Consider the following 16,768-nt stretch of genomic DNA (forward strand, 5'->3'; position numbering starts at 1 on the left):
AAGAAAATTTTCTGAAAAATTTTTAATCTTTAAAGGAATTATTTGCCAGATATAGAAATAACTATATTTATAAATCATAACTTTAATTCAAAGCATGATGCAAGGGATTAGGCCCATAGTTATTAGTGGATTAGGGGGCTGAACTGAAGAAATTCAGAACAGCCTCTTTTTGTTTCCTTCATTGAACAATAAGGTGGGGAGGGAGAGGGATGACACCGGAAATTCTTGCTCAAATCCGGAAAATTGTCGGGATGGATTATGTTTTTACGGAAAAGGAAGATTTATTCTGTTATACCTATGACGGCAGTTTTGTCCTTGACCGGCCTAAACTGCCGGGAGTCGTGGTGATGCCGGGAAATACGGAGGAGACTTCCCGGATCATGAAACTGGCCCATACCTACGGAATACCGGTGGTGCCGCGGGGAGCAGGGAGTAATTTAAGCGGGGGGAGTTTATCGGAGCAAGCCTGTATTGTCATGCAGATGACCAGGATGAACCGGATCCTCAACATGGACCGGCGCAACATGACGGCTGTCGTGGAAAGCGGAGTGATTACCGGAACCTTTCAGGAGGAAGTAGCCAAAATGGGCCTTTTTTACCCGCCCGATCCATCCAGCTTAGCATTCTCCACCATGGGAGGAAATGTAGCCGAGTGTGCCGGCGGTCCGAGAGGTGTCAAATATGGGGTGACCCGGGACTACGTCCTGGGGCTGGAGGTGGTTCTGGCGGACGGCAGTGTGATTAAAACCGGTTCCGCCACCATGAAATGTGTTGCCGGCTATGATTTGACAAAGCTATTTACCGGATCTGAAGGCACTCTGGGCGTCGTGACCCAAATCACGGTGAAATTGTTGCCCATGCCTCAAGCCAGGCAGACTGTACTGGCTTCTTTTTCCAATCTAGACCAGACTGCGGAAACAGTGGTGGAAATTCTTTCCCGGGGAATTATCCCGTCTGCCCTGGAATTAATGGATCAAGTTTATATTCAAAACATTGAGAGTTTCATGCCTTCAGGGCTTCCTTTAGATGCGGAAGCGGTTCTCTTAATAGAAGTCGATGGCCCGAAAAGCTCTCTGGACGAACAAATCAGTGAGATTGCAAAGATTTGCCGGAACCAGGGCGCGATGCACATCCGGTGCGCCAGTTCCCAGGAAGAACGGGAGAAACTTTGGGCCGCAAGGAGAGGGGCCTACGGAGCAATAGCAAGGAATTATCCTACCATTATCTCGGAGGATGTGACCGTGCCCAGGGATAAAATTCCGGAAGCAGTACGCCGGGTGCGGAAAATTGCCGAGACCTTTCAACTCACCATTGCCATCATCGCCCATGCCGGTGACGGGAATTTCCATGCCAGTATCCTTACCGATGAAAAGAATAGCACAGAAATGGCCAGGATTCAGCAGGCCCTCCCGGAATTGTTCAAAGCGGCCCTGGAGCTGGGGGGGACGATTACCGGAGAACATGGCGTGGGCCTTACCAAAGCCCCTTATCTCCCCTGGGAAACAGGTGCCGGGGGAATGCACGTCATGAAAGCTATCAAAGATGCCTTGGATCCCAAAAACATTCTCAATCCGGGAAAAATGTTTGGGAACAGGAGCTGGTCATGATGGACAGCAAAGATGTAGACGAAATGTTGAAAAAATGCAACAGGTGCGGGGCCTGTCAGTCTGTATGTCCGGTCTATGCGGAACTGGGAGTGGAATCAGGATTGGCCCGGGGTAAAATCCAACTGGTCAGAGGGCTTAAGCAGGGTGAACTAGTCTGGTCCCCAGGCATCGCCAAAAGAATGGATCTCTGTCTCCAGTGCAAACGCTGCACCGTAAACTGTCCTGGAGGAACCGAGGGAGATGCCTTGATTCGCTGGGGAAGAGCAGAAGCGCAAAAAAAAGTAGGGGTTCCTTTTCTCTATAAGCTGATTGCCCGCTTTTTACTGCCCAGACGTGAGATTTTTACTTCCGCATTGACCATGGGCAAATTCGGCCAGAAGATCCTTTTTCGTCCCGGGCCTAACGGGCAGGGTCAACTGCCCCGGATTCCCCTGGGATTGGATCAAAGAAGGGTAATCGGCACCCTGGCCTCTCAAACATTGAAACAAAGACTGCCCCAAGTGAATCCGGTGCCGTCGCCGGTGCTGAAAGTGGTCTATTTCAGCGGTTGCATGGCCAATTATCTCTATCCCCAGGTGGGGGAAGCACTGGTCCGGGTCTTAAATCAAAACAGGGTGGAGGTGGTTGTGCCCAAATTGCAGCATTGCTGCGGGATGCCGGTATATTCCTCCGGAGACTTTGAGACCGCCCGGATCATGGCCCAAGAAAACATCAAAGTGCTGGCCGGCGTGGCGGCCGATGCAATTGTAGTATCCTGCGGCTCCTGTGGTTTGGCCCTGAAAGAGCATTATCCGGAGCTTTGGGCAGATGGTTCCGAACTGAGGGAAAAAGCCCGCCAAGTAGGGGAAAAGGTAAAAGATATCACAGAATTAGTGGCTTTATTGGATTTCACAAAAGGATTGGGACGGCTGGATGGCAAGGTCACTTACCATGACCCCTGCCATTTGAGGAACGGCATGAAGGTGGCCCGGCAGCCCCGGGGCATCTTGAAAAGTATCCCGGGGTTAACCTTTATCGAAACCCAGCAAGGACATTGCTGCGGATCAGGCGGATCTTTCAGTTTAAAACACTATGATTTATCGGCCAAAATTACGGACTGCTGCCAGGAAGAGTTGTCCCGTACCGGGGCCGAGATCGTGGCTACCGGTTGCCTGGCGTGCAGGATGCAGTTGGAAGATGGGATCGCGCAAAAAGGAATAAACCTTCAAGTTAGACATACCGTGGAACTCTTGGATCATTCCTATCGGGGGAAAAGTATTCTGTGAAAGGAGGGTAGCAAAGCCCGGGACGATTGGCATATGGCGTCAAAATCCGGAAAGGAGGGAGGGGTGAAATAGTTTTTCACAAAAAGATGCAGTGAATAAAAAAGAAAGACCTAGAGAAAGATGAATCCCAAGAATTAGGTGCAGAATAAAAAATACAAAAAAGGAAAGAGGGGCTATTGAATGGAGAAAAATGTAAGACCATCCTTTGGTATTGCTCTATTTATATTCCTTGCCATTATCGCCACGCTTTCTATCGGCATGTTTGTCCTCAAGGTTGACTTGCATCCCCTGCTGATCATTTGTATCCTTTTTACCGCCCTTATTTGCATGAAAGTAGGCTTTACCTGGGAGAATGTAGAATTGGCCTTGTGCAACGGCATTAACCGCGCCATGACCTCCATGTTTATCTTCATTCTGATCGGCATGCTCATTGGTTCCTGGACCCAGTCCGGCACCATTCCCGGCCTGGTATACTATGGGTTAGGCTTATTATCCCCCCAATTTTTCTTACCGGCAGGCTTTATTGTTTGTTCCATCATGTCTTTTGCCACAGGCACCTGCTGGGGTACCGGAGGTACCCTGGGTGTGGCGCTGCTTGGTATGGGCGCCGGCATGGGCATGCCCTTGCCTCTGGTCGCCGGGATGGTGATTTCCGGGGCATATTTCGGTGATAAAATGTCCCCCGTTTCCGATACCAACAACCTTTCCACCGTCAACAGCGGGGCCAACATTTACGGCCACATTGCTTCCATGGCCCGTACCGCCATCCCCACCTTCATCATCAGCCTGGCCCTTTATTCTATTATTGGCATCAGTTATGCCGGCGCCAGCTATAATGCTGCTGATGTGGAAGCTATCCGCAGCACCATTGCGGGAAAATTCCATATTAACATCGCTATTTTGCTTCCCCTGGTGGTCCTTCTGATTGTTTCTTTCTTGAAGGTGGCTCCGGTTCCCGCCCTGTTTTCCGGGGTCGTGGCAGGCAATATCATTGCCGCACTTGTTCAGGGCACTTCCCTGCACGATATTCTCACCTGCCTGAATTACGGCTTTTCCAGTGAAACCGGCAATGCAGTGGTGGATAAAATCGTCAATAACGGGGGCATTCAGGATATGATGTGGACCTTTTCCCTTGCCTTCATTGCCGTTACTTTGGGCGGTTTATTGGACGATATGAAAATTCTCGAGGTACTCATCGAAAAGGTGGTAGTGAAGATCAAGTCCCAGTTTTCCTTGGTTACCACCACCATTTTTTCCTCGATCATCAGCAATGCCGCTATGGGTGAAAACTATCTCTCCTCCATCATCAACAGCCGCCTCTGGGGGAGAGCCTACGACAAGCTGGGCATGCAGCGCCGCATGCTTTCCCGCTGTGTGGAAGAAGGCGCTAACCTTACCTCAGCCCTGATCCCCTGGACAACGGCCGGGGCATTTTTCTACGGGGCCTTCAAAATCAACCCCTTTGTATACGCGCCCTATGCTTTCTCCAATTATATCTGCTTCTTGATGACCATCGTCCTGGCCTTTTTCGGCATTGCCATCGTCAAGGTCCCCGCAGAAGGGAAAAAGGACCGTTTCTACGAAATGGAGCAGGCCAACCTGCACAGGGCTGTCGCCTCAGGGGACATCAAGTTTAATCCCCGCGAAATCGAGCAAACTCCCCACGGGGACGTCACTGCTTAAAATCATCTTTTGGGCTGAGGCAGGAAGGAATGGGTGAGTGGTGCCAAAAGGGGAGCAAGTTCTTCATGTGAGAGGGGGAAATCCATGAAAAGAATAGAGAAGAAAGCTTTAGCCAGGCGAGGCATTGATGGATTAGCCGCCTATGTACCAGGCAAGCCTGTAGAAGAAGCAATAAGAGAGTATGGTCTAAAGGAGATGATCAGGCTGGCGTCCAACGAAAACCCTTTGGGTACGTCGCCCAAGGCACTCGAGGCCATGAAGCAGGCGCTGGATGACGCTTACCTGTATCCGGAAGGCAGCAGTACGGAATTGAGGAGAAAAGTCGCCGCTACCTTTGGCATAGAAGCGGATATGGTGATCTTCGGCAACGGGGCGGACAATATCCTTTTGATGATTGCTCAGGCTTTTATCGATGAGGACGATGAGGTGATCGTAGGAGATCCCACCTTTTCCGTATATGAAACCGTGACGCGAATCATGGGGGGAAGGGTGGTCAAAGTACCCTTGCGTGATTTTACCTATGATTTATCCGCGATTGTCCGCAAAATTACGCCCCAAACGAAACTGATTTTTGTGTGCAATCCCAATAATCCTACCGGGTCATTGGTTACAGAAAAAGAGGTGGCCCAGTTTATGGACCAGGTGCCTGCCCATTGCGTGGTGGTTTTTGATGAAGCCTATGCGGAATTCGTGCAAGAAAGAAATTACCCGCAAACGATCCGATATATCCATCACCAAAAAAATGTGCTCATGGTACGGACTTTGTCCAAAATATTTGGTCTGGCAGGGGTACGGATCGGGTATGCGCTAGGGCCCCAAAAACTGATAAATGTTTTATGTAAAGTAGCGGAGCCTTTTCCGGTTAATCGGGTAGCCCAGGCCGGGGGTCTGGCCGCTCTTGACGATGGGGAATTTGTTAAACGAGTTTTAGAAGTAAATGAAGAAGGAAAGCATTACCTGTATGAACAGTTTTCCCAATTGGGCATGTCCTACGTTCCCTCGCATACGAACTTTGTTTTTGTGCATCTGGGCATGGACGGAAAACTTGCTTTCCAAAAGCTGTGGGAAAAAGGCATTGTCATTCGTCCGGGAGATATCTGGAATCTGCCGGAATTTTCCCGGATTACCATCGGAACGGCGGAACAAAATGAAAAATTGGTAAAAGCGCTGGCAATGATCAAAAAAGAAAATGCATCCTAGATGGGGTTGTCAATCCCAGCCTACTTCGGAAAAAATCCCGTATCACTGTCCAAGTGGTACGGGATTGATTTTTCATTCAATCTTTGGACTTGCTGAAAATGTCGACGAGAATTTTAAAAATTTCCCCTACTCCTTTAATCAAGGTAATGCCGGTATCCGCCTTATCATTGATGGTGGCTACGGTCTCCGACAGGCCGCTGCCCAGGTTGGACAAGGAAGATCCCACTTCATCCACTTGATGCCTGATGGACTGGGTCATTTCGCTGGTATTTTTTAAGGTTTCGGGAAGCAATTTAAACGACTTATCCATATTTTCCTGGTGGTGTTTAAAAAAATCCCTTCCGCTTTTGAGCAGGTCGTTCAAATTTTTTAAAGTAACAATAAAATAGATTCCGGCACAAAGGGCCACAATGAAGAGGATAATTAAACCTAAATCATGCAGTGAAATATACATTTTAGCACCTTCAGTCTGCCCGCTCCAGGGCACTCGTTATCGCTGGGTCATCAACCCTGTCCACTAGCCTGCATCAGCAGGGGAATGCTCCAGGTGCCGGCGGCACCGTATCCTTCAGGGAAGAGTGTTCCCTAAAAGGCATTGCACTTCTTTAAGGGTACTTCTGCCTTTATGCGCAATATTCCGATCGTGAAGTTCCCAAACCCCGGCAACCGGTACCCGGATCCCGAAAAGCCCTTGGGGTTTTTATGGTTCTTCCATTTCCCCCGTGTTTGGAAATATTTCCGGCTCGCTTTCCCCAACAGGAGCTTCCTGAATTTGTTTCTTGCCTTGTTTACTTACGGAGGCGACTTTCTCTTTTACTTCTTTTGTCACCTTTTCAATTTTTTCTTTGGCATCAGACATTTTTTCTTTCGCTTTCTTTGCCGCTTCTTTCGTTGTTTCGGAAATTTGCTCCCTGGTTTCTTTCCCTGGTTTGGGAGCAAGCAAGACGCCTATGGTTCCGCCTACGGCCGTTCCTACGGCAGCTCCGATGGCCAGGTTCTTGGCGGTCTTTTTGCGTTCGGCCTTTTGCTTTTTCTTTTTGCTTTTTTCCAGCAGCTCTTTGATTGGCATTTTTAGCACCTCCTAAGTTTTTTTTGAAGGCAGCGTGCAAATGGATAAATTAACCTATAAACTAAATTCTATTTTTTTCTAATTATTCCTGCAAAATTTCGTTCATTTCCGTGAAAAAGGTAATGGAAAAAAATTATTTTCTCTCACAGGTGTTTTTGCGGTCCAATTTGGAGATTAAATTTGGCATTGTTTTTGCTTATAATTATTTTTGTGTTCAGTTAGATTAGGATTAATGTTACGAGGGGAAGGTATTATGAGAACAGTCATTGTCGGGGCAGGGGCAATGGGCAGTTTGTTTGGTGCATTATTGACAGAGGCAGGTGTTGAGGTATTACTATACGATATTGCAGAGGAGCAAGTAAATGCCATCAACAACCATGGGTTGATTATTGAACGGGACAACCGGCGACGGGTGATAAAAATTAAGGCTACTACACAGGTGAGCCACTTGGGAATAGCTGATTTACTGATTATATTCGTTAAGTCCTATGACACCATGACAGCTATTGAGGAAGTTAAGCCCTGCATTCGTTCACATACCCAGGTCTTAACCCTGCAAAATGGTGAGGGAAATATAGAGGCAATCATCAAAGCAGTTCCTTCCCGGCAAGTATTGGCAGGAGTGACATCCCACGGGGCAATGCTTATTAGTCCTGGAATCATTCGCCATAACGGGGGCGCCAAGACCTTTATCGGATCAGTAGGTAAAATGGAAGGATCTTCAGTTGAAGCTGTTGCTCAACTATTGAATCAGGGGGGCATCGAAACAGTGGTGTGTGAGGACATCAAACAGGCTATTTGGACTAAATTAATCGCAAATGCAGCCATCAACCCACTAACAGCTATTACTGGATGCTGTAACGGAGAGTTACTGGATGAAGAGAATCTGTTCGTGCTGATGAGGAATATTGTGGAAGAGGGTAAGAATGTGGCTAATGCTCAAAAAATAAGGCTTTTTCAAGATGATATGTTTGATTATGTAAAGAGCGTCTGTTTAGCCACTAAGAAAAATAAGTCTTCTATGCTGATGGATATATTAAAAGGTAGACGTACAGAAATAGATGCCATAAATGGAAGGATAGTTCTAATAGGTAGAAAAAGTAACGTGAATGTACCTGTAAATCAATGTGTTACTTTATTAGTCCAGTATATGGAGAAATGAGGTGGGTAATATGGATGTTGTTACGGGGTTAAAAAATTTGAATAAGTACCATCATATTGTTATTGCACTGGGAAACTTTGACGGGATTCATCGTGGCCATCAAAGGTTAATTAAAAAGACTGTTGAACTGGCCAAACAATTAGATGGAGTGCCCTCATTATTATTCTTTGAGCCACATCCCATGAACGTATTAAACCCTAACAGCAATTTTCGAACTCTTTTGTCCATAAAGGATAAAATTAGAATGATTGAACAGTTGGGGATTAGATTACTAATTATATTACCGTTTACCCAGGATATTGCTAATTTAACACCCCATGAATTTGTAAAAAGCGTTTTGGTTGACAAACTAAATGTGAAAACTGTGGTAATCGGCTATAATTATACCTTTGGTTATAAAGGCGCTGGAAACGTTTTGACCATGGACACTCTGGCAAGGCAGTATAATTTTAGAATGACCGTTATTAGTCAGTATAAAATTAGAAATCAAGAAGTCAGTAGCACGCATGCTAGAAATTTATTATTAGAGGGAAATGTCAGCGGCGCTGCTATGATTCTGGGTTATCATCCTTTTTTGTGGTGCAAAGCAGGTGCGGTAGACAGGTGGAAAAGTGGCCGGATGATAATGACATTGATTCCGGGATACAATGTCATAGTACCCGCTGACGGTGTCTACTTTGCTAAAATAAGTCTAAATGATGATCTGTTTGAAAGCATGGCCTATGTGGGTATTAAAGCAAGCACTGGCATAAAAATAGAAGCTTTTTATCTTTCTGAAGATATTTACGGATGCACAATCTGTGTTGAATTTATCAGGCGGCTTCATGATGGTTTAAGGTGCGAAGAAAATAATAGATTATTAAATGCTTAGAGACAGTTGTCTGGCGGCATCAGTGATGTCTCCAGACATCACTCTGATGAAGATCCTTTGATAAAAGAAAAATAGGAAAAATCAAAAAAAAGCAGAGGTCTAATGATGTCCAACAGCATCATTAGGTCCCCTGCTTTTTTTCTTAAATCGTCGTGATGTTTTGTTTCAGTATGGGAAATCATTAATTCATTTTCTGTTTAGTAAGAATTTGCAATGCAAAAGGGCAATTTTATCAAGGATTCAGGGGCAAAAGTTTAATCAATAATAACTTTCATCGGACACAAAAATTTGCATCTAAATACATTTTTCCCAAACGGGAAAAGTTGGCCCGGTTTATGCTAAATATCCATACTAAATGCCAATTCGGCAAATTAGTTAGAAAAAGTACAAAGAAAGGAGTCAGTATAAGATGAGCAAATGGGAAGAACTGTATCGTCAAAAGTTAACCACTCCGGAGGAAATCGCCAAGAAATTTAATTCAGGGGATTATTGTGTTAGTAATGGTCAAATAGCAGAGCCCTGTGCCATTATGCGAGCATTGGCCGAAAGGGCCCAAAAAGATGATCTGAAAGGCATTGTGCACACGATGCTGCTGCCCATGAGAGATCAATTGTATTTAAAACCGGAGATGTCGGAAAGAATCCATTATAATTCTTTGTTTATTAGCGGGTATTCCCGTGAGCTGATTTGGAACGGGTATGCCGACTATCTTCCCAGTTTTTATAGTGAGGATCCCAGGAATGTAAAAAGCCGGGGAGATATTGATGTGTTTTATGGCACCGTTTCCCCCATGGATAAACACGGCTACTTCAGCTTTGGCACAGCCTCGGATATGGGCGACCTGGTTTATGAGGCGAAAAAGGTTTTCTTGGAAGTAAATCCTACTGCTCCCCGCTCTCATGGCAATTGTTTTATCCATGTTTCTAAGGTAACCGCTCTTTGCGAATCCAAGGTCCCGATTACGGAAGTCCCCAGCCCGGAAATAACCGATGTGGACAGAGCCATAGGCGGATATATCGCCGCGGAAATCCCGGATGGGGCCTGTATTCAGCTGGGAATCGGCGGCATGCCCAACGCCGTTGCCCAAGGTCTGTTTGACCGGAAAGATTTAGGCGTGCACAGCGAAATGTTTACAGAATCTATGGTCGATCTGATCGAAGCAGGGGTGATTAATAATTCCCAAAAGAGGATTCACCGGGGAAAATGTCTGGTTACATTTACATTCGGGTCCCGCAAAGTGTATGACTTTCTTGACGATAACCCGTGCATTGAATTTGGCCCGGTAAATTATGTCAATAATCCTTTTTTAATCAGCCAAAACGATTACATGATTTCTATCAATGCCTGTGTGGAAGTAGACCTGTTCGGTCAGGTTTGTTCTGAATCCATTGGACCGAAAAATTTCAGCGGTGTAGGAGGGCAGCTTGATTTTGTGCGAGGAGCGATGGCGTCAAAAGGGGGTAAATCCTTTATTGCCATGCCCTCAACGGCAAAAGGCGGTAAAATTTCTAAAATCAGAGGGGTGCTTACTACCGGAGGGATCGTTTCTACATCCAGAAATGATGTGGACAATATTGTGACTGAATATGGGATTGCCCGATTACGAGGGAAAACATGCTCTGAAAGAGCAAAAGCATTGATTGCTATCGCTCATCCTAGTTTCAGGGAGGAACTCACCAAAGAAGCTCAGGATATGCATATTATCCCGAAAAAATAGGGTATTGCGGGCAGGTTCGTGTGGAGAAATGATATGTGAAACAGGGGGATTAAAAATGGATTTACAACTTACCGAAGAGCAGGAACTAATTATCAAAATGGCGCGTGAATTTGCAGAAACGGAGGTTGGGCCGAAAGCGGCCGAGGTGGATAAAAATCACCGTTTCCCGGAAGAAACGGTGGCCCGGATGGCAGAATTGGGGCTGATGGGCATTCCGATTCCGGAAGAATACGGGGGAAGCGGATCGGACTATCTGACCTATGTGATGGTGGTGGAAGAATTGGCCCGGGCTTGTGCGACTACCGGCGTGATCCTGTCCGTACACATGTCGGTATGTACGTATCCTATTTTTCAATTAGGGTCTGATGATCAAAAGAAAAAATATGTTGTACCCTTGGCTGCCGGGGAAAAGCTGGGAGCATTTGCCTTAACCGAGCCGGGTGCCGGCTCTGATGCGGCAGCACAGCAGACAACAGCCGTTCTGGACGGCGGCCACTATGTGCTAAACGGCACAAAATGCTTTATTACCAACGGAGCGTACGCCGATGTCTTCATTGTCGCGGCGATGACGGATAAAAGCAAAGGGACCAAAGGCATTTCCACCTTTATTGTGGAGAAAGGTTTTCCTGGATTCTCTGTGGGACAGACGGAAGACAAAATGGGCCTAAAGGGTTCCAGCACCACAGAAATCATTTTGAAAGAATGCAGGGTACCGGTAGAGAACCTGCTGGGAAAAGAAGGCGATGGTTTTAAGGTTGCCATGGCCGCTTTAGACGGCGGGCGGATCAGTATTGCCGCCCAGGCTGTGGGTATCGCCCAGGCCAGTTTAGACGCTTCCGTTGCCTATGCCAAGGAGAGGAAACAATTCGGGAAACCGATTGCTTCCTTCCAGGCGATTCAATTCATGATTGCGGAAATGGCCACGAAAATTGAAGCTGCCAGGGGACTGGTGCATCGTGCCGCCTGGCTGAAGGATCATCATTTGCCTGTAACCCAGACCTCTGCCATGGCCAAATATTATGCCGCAGAAGTTGCTTCCTGGTGCAGCAATCGAGCCGTGCAAATTCATGGCGGGGCCGGATATACCACAGCTTATCCCGCGGAGAGATTGATGCGCGATGCCAAGGTTACCGAAATCTATGAAGGCACCACGGAAATTCAAAAGATGGTAATCGCAGGCAGTCTATTAAGATAACGGGGTGGTAGCGATGAAAATAGTAACTTGTTACAAATGGGTGGCTGATGAGGCTGATATTCGGGTTGATGAACGAAACAGGACGCTGCAGTTCGACCGGGTCAAATATAAGATCAGTGAATATGACCGCAATGCGCTTGAAGTGGGGAGCGAATTACAGGAGAAATACGGTTATCAGTTTGTGGCGGCAACCTGCGGGGATCAGGTGGAGCCATCCTTAAAGGATGCCCTCTCCCGGGGCCCGGAAAACATCTATTATGTAAACGATGAAAAACTGGCGCAAGCCGATGGTTGTGTGACCGCAAAAGTTTTGGCCGGCATCATCAGGACAATTGGCGATGTTGATTTGGTAGTGTGCGGAGAGGGTTCTGGTGATGAGTATGCCCAACAGGTGGGGCCCCGGCTGGCGGCTCTTTTAGGATATGCATCTTGTACGTATGTCAACAAAATTACTGTTCATGATCATGGCTTTCTGGTGGAGCGAAAACTGGAAGACGGAGTGGAAGTGCTGGAAGTAAACGGGCCTGCTGTCGTCACCGTTCTGCCCGACATGAATACGGCGCGCATCCCCAGCCTGAAGCAAATACTGGGAGCCAAGAAAAAGCCTTCGACCAGGCTGACTTTTGAAGATATCGGTTGTAACCAGGCGGACTGCGCACCAAAATTAAAAACCCTGAGCACCTTGGGCACCGTGATGGAGCGGAAATGCTTATGCATGAATGCAGACGGCCTGCCTATTCAGGAAGCGGTGGTTAAATTGGCGAAACAGCTTGATGCTGACGGGGCTCTCGTCTAAAGGAGGAAACAGTATGAGTGGAGTTTGGGTGATTTCGGAAACACCGCAGACAGCCTGGGAATTGTTGGGGAAAGCCCGGGAACTGGCCGGGGGAGATGCTGTAACGGCTTTTGTGGTGGGGGATGATGCCGTTGGGCAGGAAACCATTGCTTATGGAGCCGATCAGGTAAGATTGATGGACCTGCCGGTAAGCACCCCATGGGAAGAATATGCGGGTGTAATGGGCCGGGAAGCGGAAACAGCCAGACCGGCAGCAGTCCTGGTAGGCGCCAGCCGCCGGGGCAAAGACCTGGCCGCCCGACTGGCCGCCCTGCTGGATGCGGCCTATGTCTCAGAATGCAAAAGCATCCGTTCGGAAGACGGAAAGTACATTACGGAAAGAATCGTTTATGGGGGTCTGGCGGTAAAGAAGATGGAATCGACCGGTTGTTTGGTGGCCAGCATTGCTCCCCGGACTTATGAACCAAAGAAAGATGGGGAAAGGACCGGTATTGTGGCAAAATTGGATCCGGCCGGCGCCAAGGTAAAGGTCAAAGAAAGAAGACCAAAACCGGCCGAATCAGTCAATATTTCTGAGGCCAGCATTGTCATCGGCGTGGGCAGAGGTTTCAGTTCCCAAGCAGAGGTGAAACTGGCGGAAAATCTGGCTGCTGTTTTGGGCGGCGAGATCGGCTGCACCAGGCCCATTGCCGAAGATTTGCACTGGCTGCCGGAAGACAGGTATATCGGCTTGTCCGGGCAGGTTGTGAAGCCTATCCTGTATATTTGTGCCGGAGTTTCCGGACAGGTACAGCATGTTTACGGGATTAGGGATGCCAAAACAATCGTGGCTGTTGAAAAGAACGAAAGTGCACCTATTTTGCAGGTGGCCGATTATTACATTATCGGTGATCTCAAGGAGGTTCTGCCTGCCTTAACGGAGGCTATTTCAGCAGTTAAATAGGGGGCTTTGACGATGTCGCAAGACAAGTTTGATGTGATTGTCGTAGGGGCGGGTCCGGCAGGCAGTACGGCGGCATACATGCTTGCCGGCGCCGGCAAAGAGGTCCTGCTCATCGAAAGAGGGGATGCGCCGGGGTCCAAAAATATGACCGGGGGGCGGCTGTATGGTCATAGTCTGGAACAGGTGATGCCAGGCTTTGCCAAGGAAGCGCCGGTGGAAAGAAAGATTGTCAAAGAAGTGATCTCATTTCTTACGCCGGACACTTCCGTTTCTTTGGATCTCCAGTCTCAACTTTTGCTGGGATCGCCAAAAGAGTCTTATTCGGTGTTGCGGGCCGAATTTGACCGCTGGTTGGCAGAAAAGGCCGAAGAAGCGGGAGCTTGTCTGGTGCCGGGAATCAGAGTTGACGATCTATACCGGCAAAATGGCCGGGTGGCAGGTGTGATCGCCGGAGAGGACACCATGGAGGCAGATGTGGTGATACTGGCGGATGGGGTAAACTCTCTCCTGGCACAAAAAGCCGGCTTGAAGACGGAATTGAAACCACACCAGGTTGCTGTTGGGGCCAAGGAAATTATTGAACTGCCTGAGGACGTAATTGAAGACAGGTTTAGCCTAAATCAAGGGGAAGGGGCATCCCGGCTTTTTGTGGGTGACTGTACGAAGGGAAAAATTGGCGGAGGATTTTTATACACCAATAGAAACAGTATTTCCCTGGGGGTGGTATGCACCCTTTCGGATTTGCCCGGATCGGAGAAAACCGTGCCGGAAATGGTGGAAGAGTTTAAACAGCATCCTGCCGTGCGGCCCCTGGTCAAAGGGGGAAAAACCGTGGAGTATTCCGGGCATCTGGTCACGGAGGCAGGTTATGGAATGCTGCCTAAACTCTATGCGGACGGTGTGCTGGTGGCGGGGGATGCGGCCGGCTTTGTGATCAATATCGGCTATATGGTGCGGGGAATGGACCTGGCTATTGCTTCGGGAGAGGCGGCGGCTCAGGCAATTATTTCCGCCCAGGGTGATCATAGCGCCCATGCATTGTCCCGGTACCGTCAATTATTGGACCAGAGCTTTGTGATGCGGGACCTGAAACAATACCGCAAATTCCCGGCATTTATGGAAAACCACAGAATTTTTCAGGATTATCCCAAGTTAGCGGAGGAGTTGATGACTGATCTCTTTTCCGTTGACGGGGCACCGGCCCCTTCTCTGATCAAAAGAGTTCTGGGCCCTGTAAAAAAAGTCGGTTTGTTTAAAGTCGCCGGGGATGTCTGGAAGGGGGGGAAGGCACTGTCATGAAGGGGATGGGAGTTGAGCAAAAATTAGGGGTCAACAAGTTTGTAGTAGATGATGGCAATCCCCATATCAAAGTCAATAAAGAAATATGCAAAACCTGCGGAATTAAGCCCTGTTTGGTTGCTTGTCCGGCATCCTTATACACTTTAAAAGAGGATGACATCAGCTTCGATTTTGCCGGGTGTTTGGAATGCGGTACCTGCCGTGTGATCTGCCCCAAGCCTGGTGCTATTGATTGGAACTACCCCCAGGGAACCTTTGGGGTGGTCTTTCGTTACGGTTAAAGTTTTGGGCTGAGAGATTTCTCTAGAGCGGCGACATTTGCGGTGCATCGAAAAGAAATGGATCAGCCCAAATAAAGAATAATAAAAATTTAAGGAGGAAAATCATTATGACCCTGAAAAACAAAGAAGCTTTCCAAAAGAGTATTCGTGACCGGAAACCAATGGATGTGTGGTTTCTGGGAGAAAAAGTGGATGATTTGACCAAGTTTCCCCCCCTGGCCGCAAGTTTCAATGCGCTGTCTAAAGTGTATGAGCTGACCAGCGACCCTGCCTGGGCGGATTTGCTTACCACCGATTCGGATTTGATTGAGGGGCCGGTCAGTATTTATACCGCCCCGATCAGGTCAGCTGCTGAAGCCAACCGGAAGACCCAAGCGGCTCGGGCTTTAGCCGAAGTGATCGGATGCTGCACCCATCGGTGCACAGGTTCGGAAGCTTTTGCCGGTTTGGGACCCTGCTGCTACGATATGGATCAGGATTTGGGGACGGATTATTTTAAACGTTTTACCAATTTTATGAAATATGTCCAGGAAAATGACTTAAGCTGCACGGCCACCGTTACCGATGCCAAGGGATTACGCACGCTGAGCCCCCATGAGCAGCCGGATAAGGATGCTTATGTACACATTGATGAATACCGGGAAGACGGTATTGTGATCAGCGGCATTAAGGTCAATCAGACCGGTATTCTTTTTGCCCATGAGGTCGTGATTGTACCTACTACGGCCATGAAGGCAGAAGACAAGGACTTTGCCGTGGCTTGTGCCATTCCTGCGGATGCTCCCGGATGCACCTATGTATTAGGGCGCACGCCACAGGATAAAAGATTTTTTGAAGTAGAAGGCGACATAGAAGGAATAGACCTGGGCAAGAACTTTGCCGACCACCAGGCTTTCATTTATCTGGACCACGTATTTGTACCGAAAGAAAGAGTTTTTATGGCCGGTGAATGGAAATATGCCGGACGTTTGCTGAATTACTTTACTGCCGTGCACCGTCTTACCGCCGGCGGGTGCAAATCCGGCGGGTTATGTGCCTTATGCGGGGCTACTTCTCTAATCGCCGACATGATTGGCGTGAACAAGGCCGGGCACATTAAGGAAAAATTAGGCGAAATGGTGATAACGGCAGAGACCGTATACGGATTGTCCATGGCGGCAGGTTCCCTGGGCTTTAAACATCCCAGCGGATTCTGGGTTCCCAATCCATTAATGGCCCATACCTGTAAGTATCAATGCACCTGGATCCCATTCAATGCTGTGCGTTTCGCCCGGGAAATCATTGCGGGCACCGGGGAAACTGCGCCGTCGGAAATCGACATGAGACACCCGGTAATCGGCAAGATCGTGCAGAAGGAATTCAACCCCGGCAATCCCAATTATGATGCCTTTGACCGGCTCCGCGCCACCAGGTTTGTAGAACATATGGCCCGGGGCTCCAACTGGACTGCCATGGCATTGCACGGCGGCGGCAATCCGGAGGCTGCCCGCATGATGGCTATAAGGTTTGCAGACTGGAAGCACATGCAGGATATGGTAAAAGTAGCAACCGGAATGAACAAGGATCCGGAATTCGTGCAGAAGACATATGAGAATATTGGACAGAAGAAAGGGGCGGTGGATACTCTTCTGGATCTCCCAGTGGCTGATAAATAGGAAAAACAAGAGTTACAGTATAGGC

General features: G+C 48.1%; 15 protein-coding genes. 13 read left to right on the forward strand and 2 right to left on the reverse strand.

Annotation, left to right across the window (positions count from 1 at the left end; genetic code table 11):
* Positions 1 to 209: 209 nt before the first annotated feature.
* The 4 genes from DCMF_RS24450 to hisC all read left to right on the forward strand — a co-directional run bounded on the left by DCMF_RS24450 (position 210) and on the right by hisC (position 5,755).
* Entirely contained in the window at positions 210 to 1,607 is a 1,398-nt protein-coding gene (locus tag DCMF_RS24450; RefSeq protein WP_148136852.1) for an FAD-binding oxidoreductase, read from the forward strand.
* Positions 1,604 to 2,872, forward strand: a complete 1,269-nt coding sequence (locus DCMF_RS24455; protein ID WP_148136853.1) for a (Fe-S)-binding protein — start codon at positions 1,604 to 1,606, stop codon at positions 2,870 to 2,872. Before DCMF_RS24450 ends, DCMF_RS24455 begins: the two co-directional genes overlap by 4 nt.
* A gap of 180 nt (positions 2,873 to 3,052) precedes the next feature.
* Positions 3,053 to 4,555, forward strand: coding sequence for a Na+/H+ antiporter NhaC (gene nhaC / locus DCMF_RS24460; protein WP_148136854.1), 1,503 nt, complete (start codon positions 3,053 to 3,055; stop codon positions 4,553 to 4,555).
* Between the two features lie 84 nt (positions 4,556 to 4,639).
* A complete protein-coding gene (gene hisC, locus DCMF_RS24465; RefSeq protein ID WP_148136855.1) occupies positions 4,640 to 5,755 on the forward strand; it encodes a histidinol-phosphate transaminase in 1,116 nt (371 codons plus the stop codon).
* Positions 5,756 to 5,831: 76 nt separating this feature from the next.
* Here hisC and DCMF_RS24470 read toward each other — a convergent pair whose 3' ends face one another.
* Together DCMF_RS24470 and DCMF_RS24475 are read right to left on the reverse strand one after the other, a co-directional pair.
* Entirely contained in the window at positions 5,832 to 6,209 is a 378-nt protein-coding gene (locus DCMF_RS24470) for a hypothetical protein (protein WP_148136856.1), read from the reverse strand.
* 246 nt (positions 6,210 to 6,455) lie between these two features.
* Entirely contained in the window at positions 6,456 to 6,824 is a 369-nt protein-coding gene (locus DCMF_RS24475; RefSeq protein WP_148136857.1) for a YtxH domain-containing protein, read from the reverse strand.
* Between the two features lie 253 nt (positions 6,825 to 7,077).
* On the opposite strand from DCMF_RS24475, the gene DCMF_RS24480 reads away from it, so the two are divergent.
* The 9 genes from DCMF_RS24480 to DCMF_RS24520 all read left to right on the forward strand — a co-directional run bounded on the left by DCMF_RS24480 (position 7,078) and on the right by DCMF_RS24520 (position 16,743).
* Entirely contained in the window at positions 7,078 to 7,986 is a 909-nt protein-coding gene (locus DCMF_RS24480) for a ketopantoate reductase family protein (RefSeq protein ID WP_214658874.1), read from the forward strand.
* A 10-nt stretch (positions 7,987 to 7,996) separates the two neighbouring features.
* A complete protein-coding gene (locus DCMF_RS24485) occupies positions 7,997 to 8,857 on the forward strand; it encodes a riboflavin kinase (protein WP_148136859.1) in 861 nt (286 codons plus the stop codon).
* Positions 8,858 to 9,266: 409 nt separating this feature from the next.
* On the forward strand, positions 9,267 to 10,574 hold the full coding sequence (locus tag DCMF_RS24490; RefSeq protein WP_148136860.1) for an acetyl-CoA hydrolase/transferase family protein: 1,308 nt from the start codon (positions 9,267 to 9,269) through the stop codon (positions 10,572 to 10,574).
* A gap of 55 nt (positions 10,575 to 10,629) precedes the next feature.
* Entirely contained in the window at positions 10,630 to 11,769 is a 1,140-nt protein-coding gene (locus tag DCMF_RS24495; protein WP_148136861.1) for an acyl-CoA dehydrogenase, read from the forward strand.
* A 13-nt stretch (positions 11,770 to 11,782) separates the two neighbouring features.
* Positions 11,783 to 12,565 (forward strand): electron transfer flavoprotein subunit beta/FixA family protein, encoded by a 783-nt coding sequence (locus DCMF_RS24500; RefSeq protein ID WP_148136862.1) that lies wholly within the window; start codon positions 11,783 to 11,785, stop codon positions 12,563 to 12,565.
* Between the two features lie 13 nt (positions 12,566 to 12,578).
* Positions 12,579 to 13,508, forward strand: a complete 930-nt coding sequence (locus DCMF_RS24505; protein WP_148136863.1) for an electron transfer flavoprotein subunit alpha/FixB family protein — start codon at positions 12,579 to 12,581, stop codon at positions 13,506 to 13,508.
* A 12-nt stretch (positions 13,509 to 13,520) separates the two neighbouring features.
* Positions 13,521 to 14,807 (forward strand): FAD-dependent oxidoreductase, encoded by a 1,287-nt coding sequence (locus DCMF_RS24510; RefSeq protein ID WP_148136864.1) that lies wholly within the window; start codon positions 13,521 to 13,523, stop codon positions 14,805 to 14,807.
* Positions 14,804 to 15,088 (forward strand): ferredoxin family protein, encoded by a 285-nt coding sequence (locus tag DCMF_RS24515; protein ID WP_148136865.1) that lies wholly within the window; start codon positions 14,804 to 14,806, stop codon positions 15,086 to 15,088. Before DCMF_RS24510 ends, DCMF_RS24515 begins: the two co-directional genes overlap by 4 nt.
* A 107-nt stretch (positions 15,089 to 15,195) precedes the next feature.
* Positions 15,196 to 16,743 (forward strand): 4-hydroxyphenylacetate 3-hydroxylase N-terminal domain-containing protein, encoded by a 1,548-nt coding sequence (locus DCMF_RS24520; RefSeq protein ID WP_148136866.1) that lies wholly within the window; start codon positions 15,196 to 15,198, stop codon positions 16,741 to 16,743.
* The last annotated feature ends 25 nt before the right edge of the window (positions 16,744 to 16,768 follow it).

It is taken from the genome of Candidatus Formimonas warabiya, assembly GCF_002777255.1.
In the GTDB taxonomy this organism is placed as follows: Bacteria; Bacillota; Dehalobacteriia; order Dehalobacteriales; family Dehalobacteriaceae; genus Formimonas; species Formimonas warabiya.